Source organism: Pseudophaeobacter sp., assembly GCF_039971195.1.
Classification (GTDB): domain Bacteria; phylum Pseudomonadota; class Alphaproteobacteria; order Rhodobacterales; family Rhodobacteraceae; genus Pseudophaeobacter.
This window is the reverse complement of the sequence record NZ_JBDWPJ010000062.1, coordinates 1-17,678: the sequence shown is the minus strand read 5'-3', so window position 1 is coordinate 17,678 and position 17,678 is coordinate 1. Positions and strand designations below refer to the sequence as shown.

At 57.2% G+C, this 17,678-nt stretch carries 16 protein-coding genes; 4 read left to right on the top strand and 12 right to left on the bottom strand.

Annotation, left to right across the window (positions count from 1 at the left end; all coding sequences use genetic code 11):
* Positions 1–823 precede the first annotated feature (823 nt).
* Positions 824–2,044 (bottom strand): acyl-CoA dehydrogenase, encoded by a 1,221-nt coding sequence (locus ABJP42_RS05470; protein WP_348339081.1) that lies wholly within the window; start codon positions 2,042–2,044, stop codon positions 824–826.
* Between the two features lie 107 nt (positions 2,045–2,151).
* Here ABJP42_RS05470 and ABJP42_RS05465 point away from each other — a divergent pair, with 107 nt between their 5' ends.
* Positions 2,152–3,066, top strand: a complete 915-nt coding sequence (locus ABJP42_RS05465; RefSeq protein WP_348339079.1) for a LysR family transcriptional regulator — start codon at positions 2,152–2,154, stop codon at positions 3,064–3,066.
* A gap of 67 nt (positions 3,067–3,133) precedes the next feature.
* Here the strand turns inward: ABJP42_RS05465 and phoB are convergent, their stop codons facing one another.
* From phoB to ABJP42_RS05415, 10 genes are all read right to left on the bottom strand, one after another.
* Positions 3,134–3,823 carry a phosphate regulon transcriptional regulator PhoB gene (gene phoB, locus ABJP42_RS05460; RefSeq protein WP_348339077.1) on the bottom strand — a complete coding sequence of 230 codons (690 nt, stop codon included), beginning with the start codon at positions 3,821–3,823 and terminating at the stop codon, positions 3,134–3,136.
* 3 nt (positions 3,824–3,826) lie between these two features.
* On the bottom strand, positions 3,827–4,537 hold the full coding sequence (phoU, locus tag ABJP42_RS05455; protein ID WP_348339075.1) for a phosphate signaling complex protein PhoU: 711 nt from the start codon (positions 4,535–4,537) through the stop codon (positions 3,827–3,829).
* 19 nt (positions 4,538–4,556) lie between these two features.
* On the bottom strand, positions 4,557–5,354 hold the full coding sequence (gene pstB / locus ABJP42_RS05450; RefSeq protein ID WP_348339074.1) for a phosphate ABC transporter ATP-binding protein PstB: 798 nt from the start codon (positions 5,352–5,354) through the stop codon (positions 4,557–4,559).
* Positions 5,355–5,368: 14 nt separating this feature from the next.
* On the bottom strand, positions 5,369–6,721 hold the full coding sequence (gene pstA / locus ABJP42_RS05445; RefSeq protein WP_348339072.1) for a phosphate ABC transporter permease PstA: 1,353 nt from the start codon (positions 6,719–6,721) through the stop codon (positions 5,369–5,371).
* Positions 6,721–8,199, bottom strand: coding sequence for a phosphate ABC transporter permease subunit PstC (gene pstC / locus ABJP42_RS05440; RefSeq protein ID WP_348339070.1), 1,479 nt, complete (start codon positions 8,197–8,199; stop codon positions 6,721–6,723). Before pstC ends, pstA begins: the two co-directional genes overlap by 1 nt.
* 107 nt (positions 8,200–8,306) lie before the next feature.
* Positions 8,307–9,362: a substrate-binding domain-containing protein gene (locus tag ABJP42_RS05435; RefSeq protein ID WP_348339068.1), complete on the bottom strand. Its 1,056-nt coding sequence runs from the start codon at positions 9,360–9,362 to the stop codon at positions 8,307–8,309.
* A 300-nt stretch (positions 9,363–9,662) separates the two neighbouring features.
* Positions 9,663–10,709: an ATP-binding protein gene (locus tag ABJP42_RS05430; protein WP_348339066.1), complete on the bottom strand. Its 1,047-nt coding sequence runs from the start codon at positions 10,707–10,709 to the stop codon at positions 9,663–9,665.
* Positions 10,710–10,821: 112 nt separating this feature from the next.
* Positions 10,822–11,343, bottom strand: coding sequence for a gamma carbonic anhydrase family protein (locus tag ABJP42_RS05425; protein WP_348339064.1), 522 nt, complete (start codon positions 11,341–11,343; stop codon positions 10,822–10,824).
* On the bottom strand, positions 11,340–11,981 hold the full coding sequence (gene gmk / locus ABJP42_RS05420) for a guanylate kinase (protein ID WP_348339062.1): 642 nt from the start codon (positions 11,979–11,981) through the stop codon (positions 11,340–11,342). Before gmk ends, ABJP42_RS05425 begins: the two co-directional genes overlap by 4 nt.
* 30 nt (positions 11,982–12,011) lie before the next feature.
* Entirely contained in the window at positions 12,012–12,908 is an 897-nt protein-coding gene (locus tag ABJP42_RS05415) for a YicC/YloC family endoribonuclease (protein WP_348339060.1), read from the bottom strand.
* Positions 12,909–13,160: 252 nt separating this feature from the next.
* Here ABJP42_RS05415 and ABJP42_RS05410 point away from each other — a divergent pair, with 252 nt between their 5' ends.
* Entirely contained in the window at positions 13,161–13,973 is an 813-nt protein-coding gene (locus ABJP42_RS05410; RefSeq protein ID WP_348339058.1) for a PAS domain-containing protein, read from the top strand.
* 208 nt (positions 13,974–14,181) lie between these two features.
* Here the strand turns inward: ABJP42_RS05410 and ABJP42_RS05405 are convergent, their stop codons facing one another.
* The gene (locus ABJP42_RS05405; RefSeq protein WP_348339057.1) at positions 14,182–15,558 is read right to left on the bottom strand and encodes a class II 3-deoxy-7-phosphoheptulonate synthase; all 1,377 of its coding nucleotides are present in this window, start codon (positions 15,556–15,558) and stop codon (positions 14,182–14,184) included.
* Between the two features lie 194 nt (positions 15,559–15,752).
* On the opposite strand from ABJP42_RS05405, the gene ABJP42_RS05400 reads away from it, so the two are divergent.
* Both ABJP42_RS05400 and ABJP42_RS05395 read left to right on the top strand, forming a co-directional pair.
* Positions 15,753–16,751, top strand: a complete 999-nt coding sequence (locus tag ABJP42_RS05400; protein WP_348339055.1) for a GlxA family transcriptional regulator — start codon at positions 15,753–15,755, stop codon at positions 16,749–16,751.
* A gap of 499 nt (positions 16,752–17,250) precedes the next feature.
* Positions 17,251–17,678: ABC transporter substrate-binding protein (locus ABJP42_RS05395; RefSeq protein ID WP_348339053.1), on the top strand; the 428-nt coding region annotated here is incomplete at its 3' end.

Here is a 17,678-nt window from a genome sequence, read left to right as displayed (position 1 = left end):
TTCGCCCCCAGGACAGGATCGGGAACAAGGATTGCCAGTTTGCGGGCTGAGGCTGGTGTTTCATCTTGGGGAGGACCTCATCTGCTGCCCCGGGGCTGGTGCCCGGCGAAGGGTTTAACATATTCATTTATTTATATTCATTTAGCGAGATGTAAACCCCCTGCCCTATTCAGGGTTTAAAAAACCACTAGATTTCCCTACCAGATCGTGTTAACTTATTGGAAAGGCGCATTTTTGTTGGTGCCTTGTTGGGTTGAATGCGGATCGTCTTGCAGGATTTGGCCTGAAATTGCGCAAATTGACCCCTGCAAGTTTGCAATTCAAAAGCGGTCGATCTGACTTTCGCAGTTGTGCTATTGCATGTTTGCAATTTGAGCCTCCGGTTTCGCGTTTTTTTGTCCCCATGCAGAAGTTCAAGCCTCGCGAGGGAGAATGCACCCGTGCCTGGCGTTCGTTCTGGGCTTTGGTTAAGGATGTTAACCTCTGCCCGGAGGCTTGTGAGTGATTGATCTGCTCAACTCTGCCCTCACTCGGCTTTGTCCCAGGGCTGGAACGTGATCCTTGGGCTGACCCGGTTCGGCTGACGCTGATCTGGCATATTAAGGGTTTAGGATCCCATCGCCCGTGACTTTGCTGCATTCCCATTCAGTTTTCTTTGCAGTTTTCCCCTGTTGAGACAGGCTTTCAATTGCATTGCATTTTCACAGGGTGGAATTGCGAAAATGCATAGATGTGACGGAAAAAGACGCGGGGTAAAATTTCACCCCGCGCCCTGGTTTTTACTTTAAATCTTAGCGGTTTCACGCCGTGATGGGCAAATCCTTTAGAAGAAGGCCTGCAAACCGGTCTGTGCGCGGCCAAGAATCAGGGCGTGCACGTCATGGGTGCCCTCGTAGGTGTTAACAGTCTCGAGGTTCACCATGTGGCGAATGACGTTGAATTCCAGGCTGATGCCGTTACCACCATGCATGTCGCGGGCATGACGCGCGATCTCAAGAGCCTTGCCGCAGTTGTTGCGTTTCACGATCGAAATCATCTCGGGCGCGGCATTTGCCTCGTCCATCAGGCGGCCAACACGCAGGGAGGCCTGCAGCCCAAGGGTGATTTCAGTCTGCATATTGGCCAGTTTCAATTGAAACAACTGGGTATTGGCCAGGGGGCGCCCAAACTGTGTACGGTCCAGCCCGTATTGACGGGCGGCATGCCAGCAGGCCTCGGCGGCTCCCATGGCGCCCCAGCTGATGCCATAACGCGCGCGATTCAGACAGCCAAAGGGACCTTTGAGACCCTGCACATGTGGCAACAGGGCGTCATCGCCGACTTCGACGCCGTCCATGACGATCTCACCCGTAATTGACGCGCGCAGAGAGGCCTTGTTCTGGATCTTGGGCGCGGACAGGCCCTTCATGCCTTTTTCCAGCACAAAGCCGCGGATTTTGCCGCCGTGTTCGTCGGATTTTGCCCAAACAACAAAGACATCCGCGATGGGTGCATTAGAAATCCACATCTTGGAGCCGGTCAGTTTGTAACCTGTCGCGGTCTTTTCCGCGCGGGTTTTCATGCCGGCCGGGTCCGATCCTGCGTCGGGTTCCGTCAAGCCAAAGCAGCCGATCCATTCACCAGAGGCCAGTTTGGGCAGGTATTTCTGGCGCTGCTCTTCGCTGCCATAGGCATAGATCGGATACATCACCAGCGAGCTTTGAACCGACATCATCGAGCGATAACCGCTGTCGACACGCTCGACCTCGCGGGCCACCAATCCATAAGAGACATAGCCGCCGCCCAATCCGCCGTATTCTTCGGGGATGGTAGTGCCGAGCAGACCCATCTCGCCCATCTCGCGAAAGATTGCCGGATCGGTCTCTTCGTTTTCGTAAGCCGAGGTGACCCGTGGCTGCAGTTTTTCCTGCGCATAGGCCCGCGCCGAGGCGGCAATCATGCGCTCGTCTTCGCTCAACTGGTCATCCATCCGCAGGGGATCTTCCCAAGTGAAACGTCCCAGATCAGGGGCATCCTTGGCGCGCAGGTGCGGTTTTTCGGTCATTGATCGGTCCTCGGCTGTTAATGTCTCAAAGCTTGCCCGGAGGTTAACAAGCCAGGCCGACAAAAAACAGCGAGACTTTGGCATCCAAACATGCGTAGAACTCATACATGCAGCTGCCCAGACGATTCCTGCCCACTATTTCCTCCCTACGTGCGCTTGAGGCGCTTGATAGGCTTGGCAGTGCCTCGGCAGCCGCCGAGGAGCTAAGCCTGACGCAGGGCGCCGTAAGTCGGCAATTACAAGCGCTTGAGGCGCAGCTGGGCATTTCCTTGGTGCAGCGGGATCGCAAAAAATTACACCTGACACCAGAGGCAGAGATCTACGCGCGTGAGATCCGGAAGGCCTTGGACCAAATCAGTCAGTCTACTTTGCGGGTTCAGACCGCGCCGATGGCGGGAAGTCTAAACCTGGCGATCCTGCCGGCCTTTGGTATGCGCTGGTTGATGCCGCGCCTGCCCGAATTTGCCCGGCGTCACCCGGATGTCACCATCAATATGACCACGCGATTGCAGCCTTTTAGTTTTTCCAGTGAAGACATTGATGCCGCTATACATTTTGGCACAGCCAGGTGGCCGGGAACGGAATCCCTGCTGTTGAAACACGAACAGCTCTTGCCGGTTTGCAGTCCAGATCTGGTCTCGGCCGGCACTGTTGTTGGCGCTCAAGAGATCCTTGAGATGCCGCTGCTGCATATCCAAACCCGCCCTCAGGCCTGGCGAGATTGGTTCGAAACCCAAGGGGTTTCTGTCGCGGCGGAGGATATGAGCGGCACAATGTATGATCAATTCTCAACAATTACTCAAGCCGCACAGCATGGGTTTGGCGTGGCCCTGATGCCGGACTATCTGGTGGAGCAGGACATCGCCACTGGACGTCTTACTGCCCTGCAGAGCCAGCCAAGCGAGGCCAAAGGCGCCTATTATCTGGTCTGGCCACAGACAAAAACGCGGGATCCGGCTTTGCAAAAGTTTCGCACCTGGCTGGAGGGTCAGGCTCAACCCGAAGATCCCCTGCCCCGGTAAGTTGCTATGACCAAAGCAAAATGGGCCCCGCGCGGGACCCATGGTTGTTTGCAACTTCAGGACAGTGCTAGCCCAAGGCGTAGCCGGCCCCGCGCACGGTGCGTACCGGATCACTGCCGCCAAACTGGGTCAGCGCCTTGCGCAACCGGCCGATGTGGACATCCACGGTGCGGGTATCCACATAGATATCGCGCCCCCAGACCCGGTCCAGCAGCTGTTCGCGGCTCCAGACCCGGCCCGGTTTTTCCATAAAGGTCGAAAGCAGGCGAAATTCGGTCGGGCCCAGCTTCAGCGAATTCTCTGAGCGGCTGACCTTATGGGTCTCGGCATCCAGAATGATGTCATCAAATTCCAGACGCACACCCACGGTGGAGGGGCGTACCCGGCGCAGCTGGGTGCGTACCCGGGCCATCAGCTCGATCACCGAATAGGGTTTCACCACATAGTCATCGGCACCAGTTTCAAGTCCGCGCACCTTGTCGACCTCTTCCGAGCGCGCCGAGAGCATGATGATCGGAATGCCGCGGGTCTCGGGGCGGGTTTTCAGGCGGCGGCAGACCTCGATGCCGCTGAGGTTAGGCATCATCCAGTCCAATACGATGATATCGGGCATGTCTTCTTCGACCAGCAGCAGCCCCTCTTCGCCGTTTTCGGCCCGGATAACGCGAAACCCGTCGGCCTCAAGATTGTAGGCCAGGACCTCGCGCTGAGCCAGCTCGTCCTCGATGATCAGAACAGTGGGCTGATCGGCAGTCATGGGTCAGATCTCCTGCGTCGTAGTAGAGGTGGTGTCGGCCTTCGGGCGGTCATCCTCGGGGCGGTTTCCGGTGACCAGATAGATCAGCTCTTCGGCGATAGAGGTCACATGGTCCCCCATGCGTTCGATGTTTTTGGCGATGAAATGCAGGTGCATACAGGAGGTGATATTGCGTGGATCTTCCATCATATGGGTGAGGAATTCGCGAAACAGTGCATTGTACATCTGGTCTACTTCGCGGTCGCGGGCGATCACATCGGCGGCCAGTTCAACATCGCGCTGTATATAAGCGTCCAGCGCATCCTTCAGCATCAGCTCAACTTCGCGTGCCATGCGGCGCAGTGCGGCGGCGCTGTCGGAATTGTCCTGCCCCTGGATCAGCACCCCGGTGCGTTTGGCGATGTTTTTGGAATAATCGCCAATGCGTTCCAGATTGCCGGCGATCTTCATCACCGATAGGACCAGACGCAGATCCACTGCTGCCGGGGCGCGAATGGCAATAACGCGAGCGGCCTCTTCGTTGATCAATTCTTCCAGACCATCGATGGCCTTGTCGCCGCGGCGCACCTGCTGGGCGAGCTCTTCGTCGCGGGTTTCCAGGGCACGGGCGGAGTCGATGATGGCGACTTCGACCAATCCGCCCATCTTCATGATCTGGGCCTGGATGGCTTCGAGATCCCGATCAAAGGCGGAGGCAATATGTTGTTCTACCATGGGTTTTTCCTTTGTGGGGTTAGCCGATACGACCGGTGATATAGCTCTCGGTGCGTGGATCATCCGGGTTGGTAAAGATCTGGCCGGTGGGGCCAAACTCAACCAGATTGCCAAGATGGAAAAAGGCCGTCTTTTGGCTCACGCGGGCGGCCTGCTGCATCGAGTGGGTTACGATGACCACAGAAAAATTGGTGCGCAGCTCGTCGATCAGCTCTTCCACCTGGGCGGTGGCGATGGGGTCCAGTGCTGAGCAAGGCTCATCCATCAGCAGGACTTCGGGCTCGGTTGCGATGGCGCGGGCGATACACAGACGTTGCTGCTGGCCACCAGACAGACCGGTACCCGGCGCATCGAGACGGTCTTTGACCTCTTCCCAGATGGCCGCTCGGCGCAGGGATTTCTCAACGATCTCGTCCATTTCGGCCTTGTTGCGGGCCAACCCGTGGATCTTTGGACCATAGGCGACATTGTCATAGATCGATTTGGGGAAGGGATTTGGTTTTTGAAACACCATGCCCACTTTGGCGCGCAGCTGCACCGGGTCCACCCGTTTGTCATAGATGTCTTCACCATCCAGCAGGATGTCACCGGTCACCCGGCAGACATCAATGGTGTCATTCATCCGGTTGATGCAGCGCAGGAAGGTCGACTTTCCGCAGCCCGAGGGGCCGATAAAGGCCGTCACGGTATTGGCGTCGATCTCGACATTGACGTCTTTGATCGCATGGGTGTCACCGTAGTAGACGTTGACATCGCGCGCAGAGATCTTGGTTGTTTGTGTGTCCAAGGTTTTATCCATCATATTCATGGTGTTCATTGCCTCACCTCCACTTACCAGCGGCGTTCAAAGCGGCGACGCAGCACGACAGCCACCGTGTTCATGGTTACAAGAAAAACGAGCAGGATGATGATACCGCCCCAGGCGCGTTCGTAAAATGCCGGGTCGGCGCGTTTGGCCCATTCATAGATTTGGGCAGGCATGGCCGAGTTCGGCGACAGCAGGCCCTCGCCAATGGTTTCTGGTGCGTTGGAGGCGATGAAGCCCACCATGCCGATCAGCAAGAGCGGCGCGGTTTCCCCCAGGGCCTGGGCCAGGCCAATGATGGTCCCTGTAAGGATACCCGGCGCGGCCAGCGGCAGGACATGGTGAAACACCGACTGCATTTTGGAGGCTCCCACCCCCAGTGCCGCATCGCGGATCGAGGGCGGCACTGCCTTTAGAGAGGCGCGGGTAGAGATGATAATGGTGGGCAGGGTCATAAGTGTCAGCACCAGGCCACCAACCAGCGGCGCGGACATCGGCAGGTGCATATAGTTGATAAAGACTGCCAGACCGAGGATACCGTAGACGATCGACGGCACCGCCGCGAGGTTGGCGATATTCACCTCGATCACATCGGTGATCCAGTTCTTGGGCGCAAATTCTTCCAGGTAGATAGAAGCTGCAACCCCGATGGGCAGGGCCAGGGCCAGAACCACCAGCATCATGAACAGCGAGCCCAGCATCGACACACCCATACCGGCGGCTTCGGGGCGCTGGTCAGAGGCATCAGAGCCGAGGATGAAATCGAGGTTAAAGGTCTTCTCGATCACCCCGGCGGCGACCAGCGCATCCACCAGATCCAGTTGTGCGGGAGAGATGTTCTTATCGTTTTCAATGCTTTCGCGGCTCACACGCCCCTTGAGATAGCCATCCACCCGGCTCTGCGCTAGAAACCGGAACTCCACGGTCTGGCCGATCTGATCCGGGTTGGCGAGCACATAGGCGCGCAGCTGCGCCACCGCGCTTTTGGACAAAATGCCGGCCAGATGTTTGGCCTTGAGGTCGGTTTCAATACCAAGCTCTGAAACCGTATTCTTCATCGCGGTTTTCAGTAGTGGCGCATAGCCAAAAGTGGTGACGCGCTTGATATCTTCGATATTGCGCTCACCGTTTTTGTCCAGTTTGGCCTCCAGCAGCTCGACATTCACGGTGATGAAGGTCTGCTGAAAGGCGCCGGTGCCGCGGCCGACAATTGTGGCGACCAGGACCAGAAGCATCATAAGACCCACCGCAATGGCACCAATGCCATAGGCTTTGAAGCGGGTTTCGGCTGAATTGCGCTTCACTGTGCGTGGGCTCAGGGTCAGCAGCGAGGTCTTGGCTGCAGCCGGCTGGTCCGGGGTTGGGCTAAGATCAGTCATTAGTCGTACTGCTCCCGATATTTGCGCACGATGTAAAGCGCCAGGACATTGAGGCCCAGAGTAAGGACAAAGAGGGAAAGCCCGAGGGCAAAGGCCACCAGCGTTTCAGGGCTGGCAAAATCAGTATCTCCGGTCAGCTGGCTGACCACACGGGTGGTGATTGTTGTCATTGATTCAAAGGGGTTGGCAGAGAACTTGGCAATCGCCCCTGCCCCCATGACCACAATCATTGTCTCACCAATGGCGCGCGACGCGGCCAGCAGGATGGCACCAACGATGCCCGGCAGGGCGGCCGGCAGGACCACCTGGCGCACGGTCTCCGACGGGGTGGCGCCAAGGCCCAGGGACCCGTCGCGCAGCGATTGTGGCACCGCGTTGATGATGTCGTCTGACAGGGAGGAAACAAAGGGGATCAACATGATGCCCATGACCACGCCCGCGGTCAGTACCGAGGTCGCTCCGGTCATCCACTCAAGCCCCAAAAGACCGTTTTCGCCCTGGCCAAAGACCTTGAGAAGCAAGGGGCCAACGGTTAGCAAGGCAAAAAGCCCGTAGACGATGGTTGGGATGCCGGCGAGGATCTCCAGCAGCGGCTTTGCAAAGGCCCGTACACCGGGACCCGCATATTCAGAGAGATAGATTGCCGCGAATAGACCCACAGGCACCGCGACCAGCAGCGCAATCGCTGAGATATAAAGCGTGCCCCAGAGCAGCGGCAGCATCGACAGTTCACTGTCACCGCGAAAGTTCGGCGCCCAGGTGCTGCCAAAAAAGAAGTCTTTCCAGGCGTGTAGCCCAAAGAAATTCACGGTTTCAAACAGCATCGACAGGACGATGCCCACGGTGGTCAGGATCGCCAGCGAGGCCGCCAGCACCAAAAGCGCCAGCACGCCGCGCTCCACAACGTTTCGCGCGCGAAACTCTTTGTGGGAATTGCGCGTGGACAGGACTAACCCAACCAGGGCCAGGAGCAGACAGACCACTGTCATCGCGGTGGACCCGCTGCGCGAGAGGCTGCGGTAGCTTTGTGCCGCCTGCAGAACTTCAGGCCGCACGTCAGACCCCAAGGCAACGCCAAGGCTGCCAAGCGTGGCACGAATATCGGAGGTCTCTGCGTCCAGAGCCAGCGCCTGCTCTGATGTTAGGACCTTTTGAACGATGGCTTCGTCCAAGCCCTCAGCCAGGCGGCGCACGTCGCTCATCACCAGCCCAAGGCTGGTGTTTTCCGGAACCAGTTCTGAGGGGATCAGAGCCGAGACCCGGTTTTCGATCACCATGGGTTGGGCCAGCAGCCAGATAGCCAGCGTCAAAAGTGCAGGAATGGCGATGCTCATGGAGACATTGGCGCCATAGTAGACGGGCAGCGAATGTAGATCGCGGGGGTTCCCATTGGCCGAGGCCAGGGCGCGGCGGCGCCCGAACCAGAAGCCTAGCGCAGTAAGCGCCAGCAGGACAACGACAAGCCAGAATGTTGGCATCAAAAGCTCCGGTATGACAGCAGCGTTGGAAAGGGAGCTGGATCTGGTCCAGAAACAAGACTGGGGCGGATGATCCGCCCCAGCCAAAAGCTATGTGCTGGGGGCTATCAGGAATTGCCGCCCATGGTGGCTTCGTCGGCAACCGCGTTCTGAGTGTCGCTCAGCTCGGGGTCGGCAACCAGGCCATATTCAGACAGTGGGCCATCGGCGCCGGCAACCTCATCGGAGATGAAGAACTCAGCATATTCTTTCAGGCCAGGGATCACGCCGATGTGGGCTTTCTTCACGTAGAAGAACAGCGGGCGCGACACAGGGTATTCGCCGGTTGCGATGCTTTCGGTGGAAGGCACGATACCGGACATGGTTGCGACCTGCAGCTTGTCGGTGTTGTTTTCATAGAAAGCCAGACCAAAGACGCCGATGCCGTCCTGGTTGCTCTCGATGCGAGCCAGGGTCTCTGTGTAGTCGCCGTCGATGTCTACAGAAACACCATCGGTGCGCAGGGCGATACAGGCTTTTTCAGCAGCTTTTTTCTGTGCCTTGGCGCTGTCGCCTTCGGCATGGGCCAGCAGGTGCTCAAAGGCGCCAGTGGCTTCACAGCCAGCCAGGATCACTTTGTCTTCAAAAACTTCACGGGTGCCGTGCTTGGTGCCAGGGATAAAGGCCTGGATGTCCTGTGCCGGGAAGGCAGGGTTTACATCAGCCCAGGTTTTGTTTGGGTTTGGAACCATCTTGCCATCAACCATGATTTCGTTGGACAGGGCCAGGAACCAATCGGTTGGAGTGAATTCAAAGTTGTTGCCTTTGATGTCGGAAGCAAAAACGATGCCATCATAACCGATGCGCACTTCGATGATATCTGTAACACCTGCTTCGGCGCAGGCTTTGATTTCTTTTTCCTTGATGCGACGCGAGGCGTTTGCAACGTCGATGGTGTTTTCGCCAACACCTTCACAGAAACGCTTCAGGCCGGCAGAGGAACCGCCCGATTCAACAACGGGTGTTGGGAAGTCGAAGTTTTCGCCAAAGGCTTCGGCAACGATGGAAGCATAGGGCAGAACGGTCGAGGAGCCTGCAACCTGCACCTGGTCACGGGCAGTTGCGGCAGTCGCGGTGGCTGCGGCAATGGTCAGGGCAGAAGCGGTCAGTTTCACAAAGGACATGGGTGTCTCCATGAGAGATTAAGATCAGTGACCATCTTCGTGATGATCATGTGCTCCTCCTAAGAGGCCGACATGAGGCTTTTGTGACGGCTATGTAACAGCTGTATGACAAGATTGGATTTGAGGTCGGAAATGTCACAAAAACCGTCCTCGGCCTTAACTTTTTCGCCAGAACACGATCTGGGCGGGCCAAAATTCATGACAAATGCCGGTCGGACGCAGGTTTCAAAGCCGCATTTCAGGTGAAACGCGCCCGTTTGTGACAGTGAGTGCATGTAACAGGTCTGACTAAGACAGTTCTTATTGAGAGAGTGGAAGTGTCACGGAAAAACAGCTGCCCTGCCCCAGATCGCTCTTGACCCGCAGCTTGCCGCGGTGGCGATTGACGATGTGTTTCACAATCGCAAGCCCAAGACCGGTGCCACCCTGCTCGCGGGAGCGATGGCTGTCCGCGCGGTAGAATCGCTCTGTCAGGCGCGGCAGATGGATGGGGTCAATGCCGGGCCCATTATCGATGACCTGCACCTTTACTGCCGGGGCCCGCAGCGAGATATCACGCTCCAGCAGCTCCAGGGTGACTTCGACCCGGTCACCGCCATATTTGATGGCGTTCTCCACCAGATTGATAAAAACCTGCAACAGTTGATCCGGGTCGCCAATGATTTCCACCGGGGCTTCGGGTGGCTGAAACACCAGGCTGGTGCCAGCCGTCTCCGCCAGCGGCTGTACGGTTTTCAACACCGAGGCAAGATGCGCGCCAAGATCCAGCTCTTCCTTGGGGCGGATGCGCTCTTTGCTCTCAACCCGGTTCAGTGACAATAGATCGCCCACCAGGCGATTCATCCGGCTGGCCTCCCCCTCCATGATGGTGAGGAATCGGTCTCGGGCGTTTGGATCATCGCGGGCGGCCCCCCGCAGGGTTTCAATAAATCCCATCAGCGCGGTCAGTGGCGTGCGCAGCTCGTGACTGACATTGGCAACAAAGTCGCGCCGCATCTGGCTGGCCTGTTCGCGCTCTGTCACATCACTAAAGGTGATCAGCACCGCGCCGCCTTCCACCGCGCCAATGCCAGAAATGTAACGCAGACTAACCTCGTAGGTGGTGTCCTGCGCGCCATCATTGGACAAATGCCGCGCGCTGCGGCTGCTGCGATCGGCAAGAGTTTTTTCAATGGCGCCGGTCATACTGGGCTGGCGTAGAATTGTCGCAAAGTGGCGGCCAAGGATCTGCTCCCCAAGCAGGGCACGGCCTTCCTTGTTGGCGCCAATGAAACGCTCAGTCTGGTCGACCAGAACAGAAGGCAGCGGCATGGCCTCAAGAAAACCCGCGATGACCTCTTGTTTCATTCCGCTCTCCAGTTGCAATCCGGCCCTGCTATCAGGGGAATGTAAAGGCTTTGTGGCAGTCTTTGGGCTCTACACCTTTTGCGCCAGATCAGACCGAGTTGCAGCCTCGTAGTCAGACTGGGCGCATCACGTCGCGGAACCGGCGCATGTTCTCCTGATAGTGCAGCGCACTGAGAGTGAGTTTCTGCGCCTGGGCCTCAGAAATCTCGCGCACCACCTTGCCCGGCGCGCCCATCACTAGGGAGTTGTCAGGGATCACCTTGTTTTCGGTGATCAACGCTCCTGCCCCAATCAGGCAGTTCTTGCCGATCTTGGCCCCGTTGAGCACCGTGGCCCCCATGCCAATCAAGCTGTTTTCGCCAATGGTGCAGCCATGCAGCATGACCTTATGGCCGATGGTGCAGTTCTTGCCCACGGTGAGCGGAAAACCTGCATCAATATGCATGACCACGTTTTCCTGCACATTGGCGCCTTCGCAGATGCGGATCTCTTCGTGATCGGCGCGAATGGTGCAGCCAAACCAGACCGAGGCGCCGGCTTCCAGCACCACTTTGCCGATCAGATTGGCATCCGGCGCCACCCAGGTATCCTCGTGCAGCTGTGGCTGATGGGCTCCAAGAGCATAGAGTGTCATGACATCTCCTCGAATTCGCTTTGCAAGACGCGCACATGGTCGGTCAGCTGTGGTTGCTGGATGCGGCGCAGGCGGGTGGCGGTGATGATGGTTTTCAGCGCCGCCTCGGTGGCGTCCAGATCATCATTGATCAACACATGGTCATAGCTGCCCCAGTGGCTGATCTCATCCCAGCTTTTCTCCATCCGGCGCTTGATGGTCTCGGCATCGTCCTGACCCCGGCTTTCCAACCGGCGGCGCAGCTCGGTAATCGAGGGCGGCAGCAGGAAAATCGACAAGGTGTGTTGGCCCAGTTCCGAGTTGCGGATCTGCTGGGCACCCTGCCAATCGATATCAAACAGGACGTCCTGGCCGTCTTCGATGGCCTCGCGCACCGGGCCTTTGGGGGAGCCGTAGAAATTGCCAAAAACATGGGCATGTTCCAGCATATCGCTTTCGGTCACCGCGGATTTGAAGTCATCCACTGAGACAAAGTGGTAGTCTTGGCCGTTGACCTCGCCGGGGCGCGGGTTACGGGTGGTGGCCGAAACAGAGAATGAAATACTGTCGTCCCAGCTGCGCAACCGCTTTGCCAGAGTGGATTTGCCTGCGCCGGATGGCGAGGACAGGATGATCAAAAGGCCGCGCCGATCTGCCATCAGGTCTTCTCCCTTGGAAATAGTCTGGGGTTATTCAATGTTCTGCACTTGCTCGCGCATCTGGTCGATCACTGCTTTCAACTCTAGACCGGTCGAGGTCAAGTCACTGTTGAGCGCTTTTGAACAGAGTGTGTTGGCCTCGCGGTTGAACTCCTGCATCAGGAAATCCAGTTTCCGCCCCACCGCGCCGCCAGTTGCCAACAGTTCGCTTGCGGCGGCAATATGGGCGCCAAGCCGGTCAATCTCTTCGGTAACGTCGGATTTCACCGCCAGCATCGCCAGTTCCTGTGCCACGCGATTGGCGTCTGCCCCGTCAGTGTTGTCCATGACCCTGGCAAGGTTGGCCTTCAGAGCCGCCGCCACCAGGGGTTTGCGCGCCTCGGCCTGCTCGGCTGCTAGGTCGGTCAAACGGCGCACTTCGGTCAGTTGATCCTGCAGGACCTGTGCCAGCGCTGCCCCTTCGGTTTCACGCATTTGAACGAATTCGGACAAAATGCTTTCAAATTCCTCTTTCATGGCGGCAACCAGCGGTGCCGGATCATCCTCACTCACCGAGGTTTCCAACACACCGCGAATAGAAAGCAGATCTGCGCCAGAGGTGACCGAGAGATCCACTCCGCAGGATTGCGCCATCTCTTCGGCTTCGGCCAGTGCCGCCAGCACCGATGTAAGCAAAGGCTTGTTCAGCGACAGCGTGCTGCCGCCCTCTTCGCTACGGTTGATGCGCAGGCCCAGGGAGACGTTGCCCCGCGCCAGTCTGGCCCCCATAACCCTACGCAGATGGGCCTCAAGCCCTTCCAGCCAGTCCGGCACCCGCAGCCGCAGATCCAGCCCCTTGGCATTGACCGATCGCACCTCCCAGCTCCAGCTATGCGCCGCAAGAGCGCCCTTCCCGGAAGAAAAACCGGTCATGCTTCGAATGGTCATAGATAGTGCCCCTTTTGATCCCTAAGCCCCTGAAAACACCGTCACAAGACCCGTATTCGTCGTACAGTCTAGCGCAAAAGGATAGGGCATTCACCCAAGGCGTTAACCATTGCTTTAAGTTTTAGTCCAAATTTGAATTACATTGTGGCATGTTAACTGCAAGGTAACCATCTAAACGGTACAAATAAGGCAGCCCTGAGGCTGTGTTTAGGACCAGATGGTAAGCGCCCCGGTCAACGTAAGGAAGAGCACATGTTTTTTGGCGGTAGCAAAAATTCAGAGCAGGAAAAGGGTCACAACAAGGTGGTTCCCATGAACAGTTTCCGTAATTCCATTTCGGTATCCCCGATGCGCCAGGCCGAAGCCTATTGGACAGCCCTACGCCGCGGTGATGACATTCCTAACCGGTCGCAGATTGATCCACGTGGCCTTGAAAACATTCTGTCGCAGACCTTCATTCTGGAACGCGTCGCCCCCGGCATCGCCCGCTTCCGTCTCGCAGGGCAAAAGGTCAACGAGATGGCCGGTATGGAAGTGCGCGGCATGCCGATCACTGCCTTCTTCACTCCCGAAGCGCGCAAACAGATGAGCGCGGCGCTGGAGCAGATGTTTGAAACGCCCTCGATTGTTGAAATTGATATGCAGACCGATGCCTCCCGTCTGCGCGGTCGCCGCGAAGCCCGCATGTTGCTGCTGCCGCTGCGCAGTGATCTGGGCGATGTGAGCCGTGCACTGGGTGTATTTGTCTCTGAGGGCAACCCAACCAGCACTTCGCAGCGTTTTGCCATCTCCTCGATCGAGATGCGGGCTGTCGGCAAATCTGTCGATGATACCGAGTTCAAAGCCAAGCCACGTGCGTCGGAAGAGGTGAACACGCCAAACCCTGACTTTGCAAAACTGCAATCCAAAATGGCGACTGAAACCTCTATTTTGCAGGAAGCGCGGGACATTGCGGATCGGAAGATCAAAAAGCCGGCCCGAGACACATCGCGTGCGGATCCGAAGAGCAAGTCGAAAACCTCACATTTGCGGCTGGTCTCCAGCCGCGATGAACCGGCCCACTAGTGAAAATTTTAGTCTGTTTCTAGTCTATTTGGTCATAGTCTAGTAAGCCAACGCCCTGTGGAAGAATTCCCGGGGCGTTTCCCTTTTTTCCGGGTAAGTGCCTGGCATCGAAGCCGTATTTCCAGGGGCTCGCCCCAAAAAAAGACCCGCCCCAAGTTCTTGAGGCGGGTCTTTGACTACAAAGGAGCGGCCGTTTGGCAATGCGTCTTTAGCTGGCCTCGGCCTGTTTGGCCTGGCGCTTGTTGCGCAGCTCTGACAGCTCTTCGGCGACCAGAAAGGCCAATTCCAGCGATTGGCTGGCATTGAGGCGAGGATCGCAGGCGGTGTGATAGCGGTCGCTCAGGTTTTCATCCGTCACAGCCCGCACCCCGCCGGTGCATTCGGTCACATCCTGGCCAGTCATTTCAAAATGTACGCCGCCCGGAATGGTGCCTTCGGCGCTATGCACTGCAAAGAAGTCCTGCACTTCGCGCAGCACGCTTTCAAAGGGACGGGTTTTGTAGCCGGTGGAGGATTTGATGGTATTGCCATGCATCGGATCGCAGACCCAGGTGACCTTGGCGCCCTCTTCCTCGACGGCCTTGACCAGGCGCGGTAGATGTTCGCTGACATTGCCGGCGCCAAAGCGGGCGATCAATGTCAGACGGCCCTCTTCGTTTTCCGGGTTCAGCCGCTCCATCAGCACCTTCAGGTCGTCAGCCGAGGTGGTGGGGCCACATTTCATGCCTATCGGGTTCAAAACCCCGCGGCAGAATTCAACATGGGCCCCATCTGGCTGACGAGTGCGATCGCCGATCCATAGCATATGGCCCGAGCCAGCCAGCCATTTCCCGGAGGTGGAATCCAGACGGGTCAGCGCCTCTTCATATTCCAGCAGCAGCCCTTCGTGGCTGGTGTAGAATTCGACCGTCTGCAGCGCGTGGGAGGCATCATTGTTGACGCCCGCGGCCTTCATGAAGTCGAGCGTATCGGTGATCCGGTTCGCCATCTGACGATAGGTCTGGGCCTTTTCGCTTTCGGTAAAGCCCAGGGTCCAGGCATGAACCTGATTCACATCGGCATAGCCACCGGTTGAAAAGGCGCGCAGCAGGTTCAGGGTTGCCGCTGCCTGGGTATAGGCCTGCAACATCCGCTTGGGATCGGGGATGCGCGAGTCAGCGGTGAAATCGAGATCATTGATGATATCGCCGCGATAGCTGGGCAGTTCCACACCATCCAGGGTTTCAATTGGCGCACTGCGCGGTTTGGCAAACTGGCCGGCCATGCGGCCAACCTTGACCACCGGCACCTTGGCACCATAGGTCAGCACCATAGCCATCTGCAGCATCACCTTGAAGGTGTCGCGGATAGCATCGGCGCTGAATTGCTCAAAGCTTTCGGCGCAATCGCCGCCCTGCAACAGGAAGGCCTCGCCGCGTCCGGCGGCAGCCAGATGTTGTTTCAGCCGCCGCGCCTCGCCGGCAAAGACCAGAGGCGGATATTTTGAAAGCTGCGCCTCGACGGCCCCGAGGGCCGCGGCGTCGGTATAGTCGGGCATCTGCACGCGGGGTTTGTTGCGCCAGGTTGCCTTTTGCCACTCACTCATAGCTTTTCTCCGCTTAAGAGGTCTTAATAGTAGAACGGATGCCATCTATACAAAAACGCTCTCGTGCTGGCCAGTTTAGATTTGCACCTCTTGACCCGGGTTCAAACCTGTGATCACGGTTTTCAGGTCTCACGCGGGGCTGACTTAGGAAAAGTCTCTCCCGGTGCATTCAAATTTTGCCAAGGATGTGCCCAATGCAAACCCACAAAAAACCGGCCGAAGCCCCCAAAGAAATCGGCCCCACAAAAAGATATGTCTTTGTTTTACTAGACAGATTCTCGATGCTCTCTTTTGCATCGGCGATGGAATGTCTCCGCATTGCAAACCGGATGGCCGGGCGTGAGGCCTATAGCTGGACCCTGCTGAGCGAAGCTGGCGAAAACGTGACCTGTTCTGCCGGAACCACCTTTGCGGTGGATGGGGATCTGGGCGATCTGCAGCGCGATGATACCATTCTGGTCTGTTCGGGCGTTAACGTTCAGGGCGCCACCAGCAAAAAGCTTTTGGCCTGGCTGCGCCGTGAAGCACGCAAAGGCGTGATGATCGGCGGGCTTTGCACTGCCTCCTATGTGCTGGCTAAGGCTGGGCTGCTGGATGGCAAGCGGGCGACAATTCACTGGGAAAACATTGATAGTTTTGCTGAGGAATTTGAAGAAGTCACTCTGACTAAATCGGTATTTGTTATTGATAACAATCGGCTGTCTACTGCGGGCGGGACCTCGTCGATTGACCTTATGCTAAAGCTTCTGGCCACGGACCATGGCGAAGATCTGGCAAATGCGGTGGCGGATCAGTTGATCTATTCCTCGATCCGCACCGATCAGGACACCCAGCGCCTGTCGATTCCGACACGTATCGGGGTGCGTCACCCAAAGCTGTCGATGGTGATCCAGATGATGGAGGCTAATATCGAGGAACCCATCAGCCCCTCGGTGCTGGCGCAGGATGTCGGCATGTCGACCCGGCAGCTGGAACGGCTATTCCGGCGCTACCTGAACCGGAGCCCAAAGCGCTACTATATGGAGCTCAGGCTGCAAAAGGCCCGCAACCTTTTGATGCAGACCGATATGAGCGTGATCAATGTGGCGCTGGCCTGTGGCTTTGCATCACCGTCGCATTTCTCCAAGTGTTACCGCTCACACTACGATACCACCCCCTACCGGGAACGTGGCAGCAAGTCTGGGACCGTGTGATTCTCCTGAAAAGCCGGTGGTGATTCTTCAGGCTGATTCCCAGCTGCTTTCCCTTGGACAGCCTCGGCTTTGACCCGCCTTTTCAAACCGGTCCGCCACTTTGGATCCAAAAATTTCACCCAGCGTTCTGCCTTGTGGGCGCGACGCTGGGTGGTCTTATCCAAATGATCAAAATTTGTGCAAAACTGGTTCTGCCTCAGAGGGTTGCCCTTGGGCGTACTGCGCACAGGCTCAGTAGTAGCGTGGCGTAATACCGTCAAACCTGAGGCTAAGAGCACCCTTCCCCTGCGACAAAAACGACAATCTTTTCTTCCCCTCGGGCCGCGTTCCCTGTAGAGCATCCGCCTCATCAGGCCAGCCCAAAAAGGTTGGTCAAAAAAATGAGAGCAAGCGCAGATCAAAATCCATTTCCAGGCCAAGAAGACTTTCCTTTTCAACGCCCCTTGCCTAGGATTTTGAAATGAACACACTTGTTCCAAAAAAAACTGGGAGAAAAATGATGAAAAAAATGATGATGGCCACTGCGGCCCTCGCCCTGACGGCTGGTACCGCCTATGCCGGCGGCCACGCCAAGGAAGTGAAGCTCGGCGTTTTGATCGGTTTCACCGGACCAATTGAATCGCTGACAGCCGCAATGGCCGCCGGCGCCGAAATGGCGATGGACGAAGTTACCAAATCCGGCAAGCTGCTTGATAGCGCAACTGTGACCTCGGTACGCGCCGACACCGGCTGCATCGACAACGGTCTGGCTGTTGCCAACGCCGAAAAGCTGATCGCCGAAGGCGCCAATGGCATCATCGGTGGTGACTGCTCTGGTGTGACCGGTGCGATCCTGCAGAACGTTGCCATTCCAAACGGCATGGTCATGGTTTCGCCCTCGGCAACCTCCCCTGGTCTGTCGACCATGGAAGACAACGGCTTGTTCTT